Consider the following 14,737-nt stretch of genomic DNA (forward strand, 5'->3'; position numbering starts at 1 on the left):
CCTTAAAAGTTGGACCTGAAAGTCTAATTTTTAAGGGTCAGCTCAATGGATAGCGATCTTTTTTATTTAAGATTCATAATCACAATGCCGACAATAATAACCACAGCACCAATAAGGGCATTCGTTGTGATTGTCTCTTTTAGAATCAGATTTGAAGCGATTAAAATAGCAATGTTTGTACAGGCAACGCCTAAAGGAACAATGTAAGAAACATCGGAACGACTAATAATTAACATCCATAAAATAAAACTAATTAAATAACAAAATAAACCTAATAAAGAAATAAGTGAGATATTCATTGAAAAGATTGTTTGTTGGAGTTGGATGTTCAAACTGCTAGAACCTAGTTTAAATAAGACCAGACCAGCAGAAGACAGAAATACGTAAATAATAAAAAGAACCATAATTTCCCTTCTCTCAAAAATAGTTTCCGTGCAAAAAATGCAAGACCTCCATTATTGTAGCATAATCTCCTAAAAATTGGACAAGATTTTTTAATATAGCGAAATCAGTTAAATTTTTCTTTATAAAAAGGGGTCTACTATTGAAAAGCTAGGCGTTTATCGATAAAATAGAAATGTTGTTTAAAATGGCATTTTTGTATCCAAAAATTTTAGATAAAAATAGTTTATTACGGAAGGAATAAGTATATGTTTAAAGAAACATTTTCAATTTTCAAGAATATTTTTCAGAACAAAAAATTGTTACTACAATTTTCATTTAATGATTTTAAGGCCAAGTATGCTGGTTCAGCACTAGGAATTGTCTGGGCGTTTTTAACGCCATTAGTAACTGTTTTGACGTATTGGTTTGTCTTTTCTGTAGGCCTTCGTTCTAGAGCTGGCGACAATATGCCATTCATTGTCTATTTAGTAACAGGGATGGTACCTTGGTTCTTCTTTTCAGATTCGTTATTATCAGCCACGAATGTGTTTCGTGAATATAGTTATTTAGTTAAAAAAGTCGTGTTTAATGTACAAATTTTACCAACGTCTAAAATTTTATCGAACTTGTACACCCACTTGTTTTTCATTCTAATTGGTTTTGTGATTACTACAGCTAACGGTTATTATCCAAGTTTGTACAGTTTGCAATTAATTTACTACTTAGCTTGTTTATTAGTCTTTTTAACAGCAATTACGTGGATTACTGCTTCAACACAACCATTTTTACCTGATATTATGCAATTTATCAATATCATTATGCAAACAGTTATGTGGACATTACCAATTTTATGGCAACCAACTGGAATGATTGCGACAATCTTAAAAATCAATCCATTATATTATATTGTTCAAGGATACCGCGAATCTTATTTAGGCGGTGCATGGTTCTGGGAACATTGGCAATATAGCTTATATTTCTGGGGAGTTACTATTGTTTTACTATTAATTGGCTCAACCGTGTTTAGACGCTTAAAACCACATTTTTCAGATGTACTATAAGGAGAGAACGACATGTCAGAATATGCAATCGATATCCAACATATTACCAAAACATACAACATGTATAAAAAGCCGTCCGATCGGTTTAAAGAAGCGCTTAGTCCAACCAAAAAATCTTACCACGATTTGTTTTATGCGTTAGACGATGTCACGATGCAAATTAAAAAAGGCGAGATGATTGGTTTTGTCGGCGAAAATGGCTCTGGAAAATCAACCATGTTAAAAATTATTACAGGAGTATTAACGCCAACCTCCGGGTCCATGGTGATTAATGGGAAAATTTCAGCGTTACTTGAATTAGGTTCAGGTTTTAACCCTGAATATTCAGGATATGAAAATATTTTCTTAAATGGAATGGTCTTGGGTTTTTCCCGAGAAGAGATGGAAGAGCGTGTCCAAGATGTCATTGATTTTGCTGACATCGGCGATCATTTGTATCAACCAGTTAAAACGTACTCCAGTGGTATGTTTGTCCGCTTGGCTTTTGCGGTAGCTATTAACGTGGACCCAGATATTTTAATTGTCGATGAAGCGTTGGCTGTCGGGGATTTAGAGTTTCAATTAAAATGTATGGAAAAATTTACGGAAATTAAAAATTCTGGTAAAACAATTTTATTTGTTTCTCACGATGTAAACTCCATCCGTCGTTTTTGTGACAGAACTTTTTGGTTGCAACACGGGAAAGTCGTTGAATATGGAGATACGATGGATGTGACTACCAATTACGAAAACTTTTTGAAAAAGAAATCAATTAAAACAGTTGACCGCGAAGCGACCATGAAAGATGAAACCCCAACACCAGATATTATTGAAGTGGATCATGCGGAACTTTTAAACGCGGATTATGAACCATTAGAAATGGTAACGCAAGATGAAAAAGTGATTGTAAAAATTGAATATACTGTCAAAAATGACCAAATTAAGAAGCCTGTTTGTGGGGTCGCTATTCGAACAGTGGACAACCATTATGTCTGTGGCTTAAATACGTTATTAGATGGCGTGCAAATTCCTTGGAAAAAAGGACGGAATGTTTTTTATTTAGAATATGAAAAAATGTCATTATTAACAGGTGAATATTATTTTGATATTGCTTTCTTTGAGGAACATGCAACAGTCCCATTAGTCTACAAAACAAAATACGTGACGATGTTTATTACCGGTCGTTATGCCGGAGAAGGAATTGTCATCTTAGATCATAAATGGAAGGATACGACAAAAGATGAAGTATGATTTTGAAATGGAAACAGACGAGAGTACCAGTGTTGGGAAAATCGTAGCACAAATCAAAGAAAATAGTGATGTCTTGGAATTTGGTCCAGGTAATGGGCGAATGACTAGCTATTTGATGGAAGAAAAAAAGTGCCAGGTCTCAATTGTTGAATTAGACAAAGAACTTTATGATCATGTCAGTCAATTTTCAACAGATGCCTTTTATGGCAATATTGATGAAAATGATTGGGTCGAATACTTTGCTGGTAAGACGTTTGATTATATCGTTTTTGCAGATGTGTTGGAACATTTAATGAATCCTCAAAGCGCCTTAGCAAAAGTCAAACCGTTTTTAAAACCAGGCGGTCAAATTTTAATCACGTTCCCTAATTTGGCACATAATTCGGTCTTAATTGATTTATTTAATAATCGTTTAACGTGGAATGAAACTGGGCTGTTGGATGCTACGCATAAATCATTCTATTTACAAGAAGGATTTGAAAAAGTTTTTGCAGAAGTTGGTTTATACATTGCCAAAGAAGATTTTACATTTAATCAAGTTGGCTACAACGAAATTCCTACGACGTATGAAGCGTTACCTGTAGAAGTGCAAGCAGCTTTTAAAGCGCGTCCCTTTGGCGAAGTGTATCAGTACTTTTTTGCCTTGACTGCTGAACCAGTAGAACAGCCAGAGCGAGTGACACCAGTAAATTCATACAATGAAAAAAACGTTCATATTTTAATTAATTGCGGCGAAGAAAAAGAGACTGAGTTGGATCAACCAGTTGATTTACAAAAACCTGAAACAAAACAGTTCCAACTGAAGATACCAGAAGACGTCCAACTGATAAAATTATTCCCAAGTTTAACGGGGGCAATTGTCAAATTATCCATGACGATAGACGGGGAGACAGTCCCAGTCGCAGCAACAAATGCTTTTCTGGTACAAGAGAATATCTATTATTTCTTAGATACGCAAGTACCTGTAATCGAAGTAACCGATGCACAAATGGCAGGCAAAGACCTGACAGTAGCCATTGATTATTTCTTTGAAGGTCACTATTCAGAACGTGAGAATACCTTTATTCATGCACTGTTAGATGAAAGAAATCAATTTTTAGAAGAAATGAATAAACAGACGGAGACATCCCCTATGCCTACTGGAAAATATAAACGAATTACGTTAACTAAATTTGATAAAATGATTAATTTAACCATCGATGATATTGCTCGCGATGTAGAAAATAACGTTTCTGTTATCAGAGGGTGGGCGTATGACAAACAAACAAATTATCCGCTAAGATTCAGCATTGCAGAAGCTAGTGAATCAGTCACTTATACGGTGGAAACAGAATACCGTCGTGATGTTATTGATATGTTTGAATTAGAAGGCGATCAAGACTATGGTTTTGTCATTACGATTAAAGATCCAGAAGATTTACCAGCCTACACGCTAAACATTGACACCAAATCAGGTCAGAAGGTTCAATACGTGGTGGAGCGTCCAAACATGGTTCAACCAGGTACGAAATTTGATCGAGCATGGCGTTCGATTCAGACACGTGGTTTCATGGGCTCAGTGAAGTGGTACTTTAAACGACAAGAAAAAGCAGAAGCCCCTGTTGACGTGGAGGCAGTTTTAGCGGAAATTAAAACGTTCCAATTTCAGCCTAAAATTTCTGTCGCTGTGCCTGTTTATAATGTCGAAGAAAAATGGCTTGCAGCATGTGTCTCTTCTTTACAAAATCAGTACTATGAAAATTGGGAGTTATGTTTAGCAGATGATGCATCGCCAAGCGAACATATTAAGCCCATGCTAGAAAAATATAAAGAACTAGATCAACGAATCAAAGTTATTTATCGCGAAGAAAACGGACATATTTCAGAAGCAACTAACTCAGCTTTGTCGATTGCTACTGGCGATTTTGTTGGTTTCATGGATAACGATGATGAATTAGCGCCACAAGCATTATATGAAGTGGTCAAAGCTTTAAATACAGACCCAACGATTGATTTTCTTTATACTGATGAAGATAAAATTACAGAAAATGGTCGTCGCTTCAACGCGTTTTACAAATCGGACTGGAATCCAGAACTGATTTTAAACCATAATTACATTACACACTTTGTTGTTGTGAAACGTGATTTATTAGAAAAAGTAGGCGGACTGAATTCAGCATATAACGGCGCTCAAGACTATGATTTCGTATTACGAGCAACGGAACAAGCAACGAAAATCAAGCATATTCCTGGCATGATGTATCATTGGCGTGCCATTGAATCATCGACTGCTCTAAACCCTGAAAGCAAAGGTTACGCCTATGTAGCTGGTCAAAAAGCGGTCCAAGCGGCAACGGAACGCCGTGGCTTAAAAGCACAAGTAGAGATTGCCGAATTTTATGGTTCCTATAAAATTAACTATCTTTATGATCATGTGCCGATGGTATCATTGATTATTACGAATGATACAGAGAATATGAGTAGTTACTTACGTCAATTATTAGAAAAAACTGCCTATACAAATTATGAAATTCTATTGCCTGCACGCTTCGAGAATCAAATAAATATCCAAAATGACCGTCTTCGTTATGTTTCAACAGAAACTCGTCATGGCATGATTCAAGCTGCTAAGGGAGAATATGTGGCTTTATTAAATGCTGGATTGGTACCAACGAAAAATGATTGGTTAAAAGAGTTAATGAACATTGGTCAACAAGAGACCTCTGGTTTAGTGACTGGCCGCGTAGTTGACGCACGCTATCGCGTGGAAACGGTGGGAGTATCAGTTGATACAGACAAAGGTCGATTACTTTATCCCGAAAAAGGCACCCCTGGTAAAAGCTTAGGTTACTATTACAGAATTGCTTTACCAAGAAATATTCAAGCGGCAACTGAAGACTGCTTACTATTCAACAAACAACTTTACCTAAATTTAGAAGGAATTAACGAAAACTTAGGAAAAGAGTGGATGGGTGTCGATTTATCGTTACAATTTGCTAGCGCTGGTAAACGAAATGTATATGTGTCCTATGCAATTTTGAAAGCAGACGAAAAAATACAAAACCATGATAAAAAAGGATCTTATAAAGAACTTGCGGAAAAATGGACTGCGGAAGCTTTAGTTGATCCTTACCGAAATCCGAAACATCTATAAGGAGAATGCACATGAATGAAGACATTAAGGTGATCTTTGATAGTATCTATCGCGACAAAACAACAAATAATTTAACCATTACAGGTTGGGCGTTGGATACAATCACTAAAGAAAGCCCAACTTTCACAATTAATAATGAAAACCAAGTGTCCGCTTATAACATTCAGCGCGTTTTACGTGAAGATGTTAATCAAATTTATCAAACAAAGCCTGCGATTGAAGCTGGCTTTGTTGTTACACTTGAAGGAATTAAACAAAAAAAAGTACTCCCTTTTCATTTTCAATCATCAGCACATGTTGTAACGGTGGATTTTCCCTTGAATAAAAAATATCCAGTGATTCCAGGGACAGAAGATAAAGTAACTCGTCTTTGGATAAAAGCCAAAAAAGGATTTAAGTATATGGCTAAAAATGGTATTTCTCATACCATTCAACGAGCGAAAATTGAGAAACTAAGAAATCAAGCTTCGTATCCTAACTGGTTAGCTAGAAATGAAGTACTAGACATAGAAGCGATGACGCAAGAAATCGCAACATTTCATTACCAACCTAAAATTTCCATTGCGATGCCAGTGTATAATGTTGAAGAAAAATGGCTTCGGTTGTGCATTGATTCTATTTTGAATCAAGTCTATACTAACTGGGAATTATGTATGGCCGATGACGCCTCAACAGATCCTAATGTCAAAAAGATTTTAACAGAGTACCAACAATTGGATGAGCGAATTCGGGTCGTCTTTCGTGAACAAAATGGTCATATTTCCGAAGCAACCAACTCTGCTTTAGCGATTGCTACCGGAGAATTTGTCGCCTTACTAGACAACGATGATGAATTAGCGATCAATGCTTTTTATGAAGTGGTTAAAGTGCTGAATGAAAACCCAGAACTGGATTTAATTTATAGTGATGAAGATAAGATTGACATGGATGGAAATCGTTCTGATCCAGCCTTTAAACCAGATTGGTCACCTGATTTACTTTTAGGAACGAATTACATTTCGCATTTAGGCGTGTATCGTCGGAGTATTCTAGAAGAAATTGGCGGCTTTCGAAAAGGTTACGAAGGTTCTCAAGACTACGATTTAGTCTTAAGATTTACTGAAAAAACGACAAAAGAACGCATCAAACATATTCCAAAAGTTCTTTACTATTGGCGGATGCTGCCAACCTCAACAGCAGTGGATCAGGGCTCAAAAGGTTATGCTTTTGAAGCGGGGCTAAGAGCCGTGCAAGATGCGCTCGTTCGTCGAGGTATTAATGGTCATGCAACGCATGGGGCGGCGAATGGCTTATACGATGTTTATTATGACATTAAATCCGACAAGTTAGTCTCAATTATTATTCCAACTAAAAATGGCTATAAAGACGTACAACGTTGTGTTTCATCGATTATTGAAAAAACAACCTACCAAAATTACGAGATTATTATGGCTGATAATGGAAGTACAGATCCAAAAATGCACGAATTATATGCAGAATTTGAACAACAATTACCTGGCCGCTTTTTCGTTGAATCAATCGATATTCCATTCAATTTCTCAACTATTAACAATCGTGCAGCGAAAAAAGCGCACGGAGAGTATTTATTATTTTTAAATAATGATACCGAAGTGATTACAGAGAATTGGTTAACATTGATGGTTTCATTTGCTCAGCAAGAACGGATTGGCTGTGTAGGTGCGAAATTATTGTATCCAAATAATACGGTCCAACATGCAGGCGTTATTTTAGGATTAGGTGGTGTCGCTGGACATGGTCATTATGGTTATCCCCATGGTGACTTAGGATATTTTGGGCGGTTAGCTATTAATGTTAATTATTCAGCAGTAACTGCCGCGTGCTTACTTATGAAAAAAGCAGATTTTGATGCAGTTGGTGGTTTTGAAGAAGCATTTACCGTAGCTTTCAATGATGTTGATTTATGCCTGAAAGTCCAAGCTTTAGGACGTGACAATGTTTGGCTTCATGAAGCAGAGCTTTATCATTTTGAATCTCAAACTCGTGGATATGATGATAAAGGCAAAAAGAAAAAACGTTTTGAACAAGAAAAAGTGATGATGGAAGAAAAATGGGGACCTTTAATTGAAAATGATCCATTTTATAATCCTAATCTGACAAGGGATATTCCCAACTTTTCATTACGAATTGACTAGATGCAATTGCGGATGACGAAATGGAGCGAAAAGATGGAACAACAACTAACTACAAGAAAAGAAAAACAACCATTACGCAACCAAGCTGAGCAGAGTGCTCGCTTGGTTGATCATTTGTTACGCTGGCGCTATCTGCTAGCGGCAGTCATTTTTATTTTACTGGTCGCCTTTAAAGTCCATGGTAGTTCATTAAACATGTGGGATGCGTATGTTTCTGAATATGCGGATGGCCAAAAAAGTTCATTAATTGCTGGTGAACCAAGAGGTGTTCGCTCGGATGAATGGCTCGTTCAAACCCCATTTAGCCTCTCACAAACACAAACAGGTTTGAAAACACATAATGATGTGATTACGTTAAATGGGCAAGACATGGTGGTAGGCTATAATTCACCAGCGTGGAATTTGGCCACGTTAGCGAAACCTTTTACGTGGGGCTATGTACTATTAGGCAAAGAATATGGCTTATCATGGTATTGGAATCTTAAATTAATTGGCTTAATTTTATTTTCTTTTGAAATTGGCTTGATCGTCACACGGCGGAATAAATATTTAGCTTTGTTAGCAAGTGTTTGGATTCCGTTTTCTTCGGCCCTTCAATGGTGGTTTGTCTCGCCAGTTGGAGATTTAGTATTTTTTGGCTTAGGTTTTTTAGTGGGAATTTATAATTATTTCTATTATCATAGTAGTGTTCGACGTCGTGTCATTTGTGCGATAACGGCTGTTATTATGGCCTCAGGATTTGTTTTAGTTATTTATCCTGCGTTACAAGTACCACTTGGTTATTTGATTTTATTATTTTTAATTTTATTCTTTTTAGAATTTCGTAAAAAAATTAAGTTGGATAAGTGGGATGGGGTCCTGATAGGTGGGGCACTCTTGATGACGGCGATTATTGTTGGCGGATCGCTATATGGCTCATTGGATTCCTTAAAAGCAGTAATGGATACCGCTTATCCAGGAAAACGGGTAAGTTTAGGTGGCGATATGCCTAAACGCGATATTTTGTTATTTTTAACAAATTGGAAAATGCCGTTTCAAGATGTTCCATATTCCAATAATTCGGAAATCAGTAGTTTTTATCAATTATTTTTTGTTATTTTGCCGCTCTCACCATTTATTTTTTATAAAAAAATCAAAGAAAACATTTACGGTTTTGTCTTATTCGTGTATTGTTTATTTAACTTAGTTTGGATGAGCGTTCAATTTCCAACAATTTTTGCTAAGTTGACATTGTGGTCTTATGTGCCAGAACAACGGGCGATGTTATCCTTCGGGTTTGCAGCTGTGTTGTTGAGTTTATGGTTCATCGATTATTTATGGAATCGTCAAGCAAAAATTCCAATGATGGCCTGGTTAGGAGCGCTAGGATTAAATGTTGTTCTATATTTCTTTGTTTTATATACGGGCAATTTACGGTTATACGTTACACGAATGGACATCATTGGTGTCTTAGTTGTCGCTACCGTTTTAATTGTTGCTTTATTTAAACGTTGGCGCACGTTATTTGTCCTTGTTTTATTAGGAATCATTATGGTTTCTGGTGCCTTTGTTAATCCAATTTCTCGAGGCGTTTCTGCTGTCTATGGAAAAAAATTAGCGGTAGAAGTGGAAGAAATTAACAAAAAAGACCCCAACCAATTGTGGGTGGGCGAACGCTTGATGTATGGCTATTTGCCAATGTTAGGTGTGCATACATTTAACGGTGTTGCTTTTACACCTGACTTAGAGGCTTGGAAACCATTAGATCCAAAAGGAAAAGACACATTTATTTATAATCGCTATGCGCACATCAATGTTGAAGTAGGAAATCAGACCCCTGTTTTAGAGTTGATGCAAAAAGATGCGATTATTGCTCGTTTATCTCCAGAAAAATTAAAAGAATATGGGATTAAATATGCGGTCGTTTATAAACCATTAGAACCGTTAGAAACATCAACGATTCATTTTGAAAAATTATATGGACCTGATCAGAACGGGGCATATATTTATCGAATAAACGACTAGTGATTCATTCATGGAATGAGGTTTGAATATGGGAAAAGTATTGAATAGAATCGGTCGACTTATTTTATTAGTTACAATGATTGGCTCGTATACGATGTGGGTCGTAGGAATTGATGCGCCAGTCACAAAATATATGTATGGCAATAGTTCAATTTTATTATTAATAGCAGTAATACTTGTACTGCTATTAAATTGTACGAAATTAAAATTTATTGACTGGCTGACCGTAGCGTTGGCGCTAGCCACCTGGCTCTTGTTTCACTTTACGGAATCAATCCGTCAAAGCACAATGCAAACAGATACAATGATTCCTTTAATTATTTTGTTGGTTCTTTGTTTTAAAGTTTGTGTCTTTGATCGTTTGGATCAAACGCTTTTATTAATTGTCTCTTTAGTTGCTTTGAGTGCGACTTTGTATCGGATGTCCGTGGAGTTGCCTCAGTTGATTCCAGTAGACGAAATTTTTAAAGAATCAAATAAACTAGAAAGTATTTGGATTAATACCAATACGATTGGTGCAACGTTGATGTTTTCAACAATGATGGCCAGTAGTTTGATCAAAGCATATAGAAATAAGGTTTTTAACCTGCTGCTTTTACCTGTATACATTGGTGGTGTTTTAGGTACATGGGTCAGTCAATCAAAAACCTCTTTTGCCATTTTAGTTGGTTTTATTCTGGTGGATAATCTTTTACCAAAACGTTTCTTGCAACGTTCGAAAGTTTGGCTGTTTGGTTTTGTCGGAGTAGCTGCATTGGGACCGTTGTTATTTTACTTATGTGCGGAAACAGATACTGTTGATTTATTTACAGGAAGAGAACGAATTTGGCATGAGTTTTTTGCTAAATGGTTATCTAATCCTCAACATATTAAAATCGGTATGGAGCCTTTTGTGGCCTCATGGAAACCGCTGGGGACACATAATGCTTTTCTATTTACGTTAAGTAATTTTGGTGTCATCGGCTATCTGATTTTATTTGGTTTTTTAGTCAGTATGATTTTATTGATTGGTTTCCGCAAAAAAAAATTGGATCGTTTGCAAGTTAGTTTACTTTTAGGCTTCCTTTTAATCTGGATTCATTCATTTATGGAAGATATTTTATTAGCGCCTCATTGGATGCCGATTGTTTATAGTTTCCTTGGGCTAGCCTTCTACTTCCGGCCAGAGAAAAAACGAGGAAGACATGAAAGACCAACGACGCCTAAAAGAAGAAAACAAATGAAACAAACAAGTCCTGTTAGTAATGAAGAGCGCCCAATAACACCTGTTGACGAAGAGGGCTGGGACCAACCTGAAGAATTAAGTCGTGTCCAAAGACATCGCAGATAATTTTCATCCTATAGAACTTTCTTGTCCGCTGACATTATGGTAATATAGGGGTTGCATGTTATTACAAATAATGTAATTACTGGAAGTGAAGAGAGGAAGTTTTTAATGACATCAAAAAGTGAATGGAGTAATGCAAGACGGATTGTAATTATTTTAGCAGACGTTTTGCTCTATAATTTATCAATCATCTTAGGGTTTATGGTGAAATTTGGCCGAGAAATTCCTTCATTTAACTTTGTGGCTTATGAAAAATCTGCAATTTACATTTCAATCTTTTTTATCTTTTTGAATTTGTTGTTAGGTGCGTATATTTTTTATAATCGCAAAATTAGTGACATCATTTTTGTCACGGTGATTGGTCAAATTTTAATGACTTTAACGATTATGATTGTGACATTTGCCGGACGTTGGTTTACGTTCCCGCGTTCTGTTTTAGGATATTCCTTTATAATAGGAATTATTGTTCTAAGTCTTTGGCGAATTCTTGTTTATTATCTTTACTTAAAGGTCAGCAATGAGCGAAAAGTTGTTTTACTAGGTAAAGAAAATCAAGTCATGCGTTCAATTCAAAACTTTATGTCTGATAAAAATAACAAGCATAAAGTAACGAGCGTTGTTGTCAGCAATTACTATGAAAACTTAAAAAAAATTATCGATGAAATCGATATTGTTTATATTTCAAGTAATGTTGATGAGAACGAAAAAGTAAAATTGTATCAATTAATTGTCAAACACAAGAAAAAAATCTTTTTAGATACAAGTTTTGAAAATCTAATTATGTTAAAACCAAACATGATGAACTTTGAAGATGAAAGTATTATCGAAGTCTCAAATTTTGAAATTCAACCAGAAGAGAATTTTATTAAACGTTTATTCGATATTTTAGTCTCTGTTTGCCTATTTGTGATTACCTCCCCCTTAATGCTTATTGCAGCAATTTTAGTCAAAGCAACCTCACCGGGACCAGTGATTTACAAACAAACTCGGATTACATTAGATCAACGTGAGTTCTCGATTTTAAAATTTAGAACGATGTCGGCAACAGCGGAAGCAAAATCAGGTCCAGTCTTATCTACAAGTAACGACAGTCGCGTCACTATAGTTGGTAAATACTTGCGCGCTTTACGTATTGATGAGTTGCCACAACTAATCAATGTTATTCGCGGGGATATGTCCATTGTCGGACCACGTCCTGAACGACCATTCTTTGTTGATCAATTTAATCAGGAAAACCCGAATTACTATTTACGTCACAATGTACGTGCGGGGATTACTGGCTATGCCCAAGTTTATGGGAAGTATGCTTCTGACTACAATAGTAAATTGAACTTTGATTTACTGTACATCAAGAATTATTCATTACTATTGGATATGAAAATTCTGCTTCAAACTATCAAAATTCTCTTTGATAAAGTATCATCAAGAGGATTGGATGAGTCTGAAGAACGTGAAACGATTACTTGTTCTTATTTAAAAGAACGAAATATAAAGTTATTGAAATGAGGATTTTATTGTGGAGACTGTGCCTATAAGTATTCTAATGTCAATTTACAAAAATGAAAAACCAGAGTATTTAATTGACACAATGGAGAGTATTTTAAGACAAACTATTCAACCTGAAGAAATTTTTTTAGTAAAAGATGGCCCTTTAACGTTAGAACTAGATGAAGTTATTGATGAATATAAACGAAAATTAGGCAATCAACTAAGTCTTTACTCGTTATCAGAAAATAAAGGATTAGGTATAGCGTTGGCAGAGGGAGTTTTAAATTGCCGAAATGAGTTAATTGCAAGAATGGACACAGACGATATTATGGTAGAGGACAGATTGGAAGTTCAGTATAAATTATTTAAAGAAAACTCAAGTTTAGCGATTGTTGGTGGTAATATTATAGAATTTGAGGGGAATGTTACCAATATTTTGGGAAGACGTATAGTACCAGAAAGTAACGAGGAAATTCGCCGCTTTTCGAAAAGAAGAAATCCATTTAATCATATGACAGTTATGTATAAAAAAGAGGATATTATTCAGGTTGGTAACTATAAACCTTTGAAGGGGTTTGAAGATTATTATCTTTGGATAAGGCTGTTGAAACAAGATAAAAAAGCGGCAAATATAAATAAGATTTTGGTTTATGCTAGAGGCGGAAAAGATATGTATTCTAGGCGTGGCGGGATTAAATACCTAGTACCAGGATTAAAAGCGCGTAAAGTAATATATCGGGAAGGTTTAGGATCTTTTTCTGATTTTATATTTGTTTCTGCAGTACATTCAATTATTAGTTTACTTCCTAATGGTATACGTGGAGTGATTTATCAAAAAAGGTTGAGAAATAAATAATATTCAAGGAGAGAATAATGAAAAAAATTTTATTACTGTTGTTACTTCCTATTTGTTTTTGGAGCCAAACGGTTTTTGCTTCAGATAAGCTTCAGGAATCATATTTTACAGAAAACAATAAAATGGGGGATTACATTAAAGCATCAGAAGAAACAATTAATCTAGTTGCAATGAGATCTTTACAAAATTTATCACCAGTAAATGTTAATGCTGGTGATAAGAACACCCCTAGACAAGATTTTATTGATGTTTCTTCATGGAATGAGTATATATCTATTGAACAATATTCATTAATGAAAAATAAATATGGAATTAAAGGTGTGGTAGTAAAATTAACGGATGGTACATCCTATATAAATCCATACGCAGAAAGTCAAATTAGAAATGCCCAAAGTGCAGGCCTGGTAGTTTCTGTGTATCATTTTAGTAGATATACGACTTCTGAGGAAGCAATTCAAGAAGCAAATTATTTCGTAAATTATATGAAAAAATTGAAACTGAACTCAAGTACTATTGCAGTTAACGATGCTGAAGCAACGGAATTATTGCAGGGGGATGTAACTGAAAATAGTAAATCTTTTATAAATCAAGTTAAAGCACATGGATACAATTATTCACTTTTATATACAGGGAAAAATTGGTTAAATAGTGGTTATATTGATCCTAACCAATTTGGATATAAAAATATTTGGGTTGCTCAGTATCCCTTCTATCCCGCTGCAGATTCAATTTGGAATCAAGAATATGGGGCTTGGCAATGGAGCTCGCAGTTTTATTTTCCAGGTATTGCTCATCCTTTTGATATTTCTATGAGCTTTACTGACTATTTTGTGAAATCGCTTAGCGGTTATGATATCATTACAGAAGAGAAATCATTAATTAAGGACGGAAATATTTTATCTACTCCTTTTGATGAATATGGTAATAGACCATGGGGGACAGAAGGTTATCAAAAATTAGGATCTGTAACTCAGTTTTTAAACAAAGACATAAAAGTTAAAAAAGAAGCGGTAACGACATCTAACAATAAGTATTATCAGTTTGAATCTGATGGAAATAATTATTGGACTGACTACAGAAATATCAAACTATTTGACCAAA

The 14,737-nt window shown here is 35.4% G+C and carries 10 protein-coding genes; 9 read left to right on the top strand and 1 reads right to left on the bottom strand.

Annotation, left to right across the window (positions count from 1 at the left end):
* Positions 1–62: 62 nt before the first annotated feature.
* Positions 63–404, bottom strand: coding sequence for an EamA family transporter (locus AB3I34_RS13185; protein WP_002356899.1), 342 nt, complete (start codon positions 402–404; stop codon positions 63–65).
* 246 nt (positions 405–650) lie between these two features.
* On the opposite strand from AB3I34_RS13185, the gene AB3I34_RS13190 reads away from it, so the two are divergent.
* From AB3I34_RS13190 to AB3I34_RS13230, 9 genes are all read left to right on the top strand, one after another.
* Positions 651–1,445, top strand: a complete 795-nt coding sequence (locus AB3I34_RS13190; protein ID WP_002356900.1) for an ABC transporter permease — start codon at positions 651–653, stop codon at positions 1,443–1,445.
* Positions 1,446–1,457: 12 nt separating this feature from the next.
* Positions 1,458–2,675, top strand: a complete 1,218-nt coding sequence (locus AB3I34_RS13195) for an ABC transporter ATP-binding protein (protein ID WP_002356901.1) — start codon at positions 1,458–1,460, stop codon at positions 2,673–2,675.
* Positions 2,665–5,808 (top strand): glycosyltransferase, encoded by a 3,144-nt coding sequence (locus AB3I34_RS13200; protein WP_002376954.1) that lies wholly within the window; start codon positions 2,665–2,667, stop codon positions 5,806–5,808. Before AB3I34_RS13195 ends, AB3I34_RS13200 begins: the two co-directional genes overlap by 11 nt.
* An 11-nt stretch (positions 5,809–5,819) precedes the next feature.
* Complete coding sequence (locus AB3I34_RS13205) at positions 5,820–7,961, top strand: glycosyltransferase family 2 protein (RefSeq protein WP_010712634.1); 2,142 nt, start codon at positions 5,820–5,822, stop codon at positions 7,959–7,961.
* Positions 7,962–9,965, top strand: coding sequence for a hypothetical protein (locus AB3I34_RS13210; protein ID WP_161634350.1), 2,004 nt, complete (start codon positions 7,962–7,964; stop codon positions 9,963–9,965).
* 28 nt (positions 9,966–9,993) lie between these two features.
* Positions 9,994–11,295 carry an EpaQ family protein gene (locus AB3I34_RS13215; RefSeq protein WP_002359906.1) on the top strand — a complete coding sequence of 434 codons (1,302 nt, stop codon included), beginning with the start codon at positions 9,994–9,996 and terminating at the stop codon, positions 11,293–11,295.
* Positions 11,296–11,400: 105 nt separating this feature from the next.
* Positions 11,401–12,798 carry a sugar transferase gene (locus AB3I34_RS13220; RefSeq protein ID WP_002359907.1) on the top strand — a complete coding sequence of 466 codons (1,398 nt, stop codon included), beginning with the start codon at positions 11,401–11,403 and terminating at the stop codon, positions 12,796–12,798.
* Between the two features lie 10 nt (positions 12,799–12,808).
* A complete protein-coding gene (locus AB3I34_RS13225; protein WP_002404148.1) occupies positions 12,809–13,636 on the top strand; it encodes a glycosyltransferase in 828 nt (275 codons plus the stop codon).
* Positions 13,637–13,653: 17 nt separating this feature from the next.
* Positions 13,654–14,737: GH25 family lysozyme (locus AB3I34_RS13230; protein ID WP_262231400.1), on the top strand; the 1,084-nt coding region annotated here is incomplete at its 3' end.

This window comes from Enterococcus sp. C102(2024), assembly GCF_040888205.1.
GTDB lineage: Bacteria > Bacillota > Bacilli > Lactobacillales > Enterococcaceae > Enterococcus > Enterococcus faecalis.

What these genes read in the sequence shown, in the direction of transcription:
- AB3I34_RS13185 (WP_002356899.1), bottom strand. Translation starts at nt 404, where the DNA reads ATGGTTCTTTTTATTATTTACGTATTTCTGTCTTCTGCTGGTCTGGTC.
- AB3I34_RS13190 (WP_002356900.1), top strand. Translation starts at nt 651, where the DNA reads ATGTTTAAAGAAACATTTTCAATTTTCAAGAATATTTTTCAGAACAAA.
- AB3I34_RS13205 (WP_010712634.1), top strand. Translation starts at nt 5,820, where the DNA reads ATGAATGAAGACATTAAGGTGATCTTTGATAGTATCTATCGCGACAAA.
- AB3I34_RS13195 (WP_002356901.1), top strand. Translation starts at nt 1,458, where the DNA reads ATGTCAGAATATGCAATCGATATCCAACATATTACCAAAACATACAAC.
- AB3I34_RS13200 (WP_002376954.1), top strand. Translation starts at nt 2,665, where the DNA reads ATGAAGTATGATTTTGAAATGGAAACAGACGAGAGTACCAGTGTTGGG.
- AB3I34_RS13215 (WP_002359906.1), top strand. Translation starts at nt 9,994, where the DNA reads ATGGGAAAAGTATTGAATAGAATCGGTCGACTTATTTTATTAGTTACA.
- AB3I34_RS13220 (WP_002359907.1), top strand. Translation starts at nt 11,401, where the DNA reads ATGACATCAAAAAGTGAATGGAGTAATGCAAGACGGATTGTAATTATT.
- AB3I34_RS13210 (WP_161634350.1), top strand. Translation starts at nt 7,962, where the DNA reads ATGCAATTGCGGATGACGAAATGGAGCGAAAAGATGGAACAACAACTA.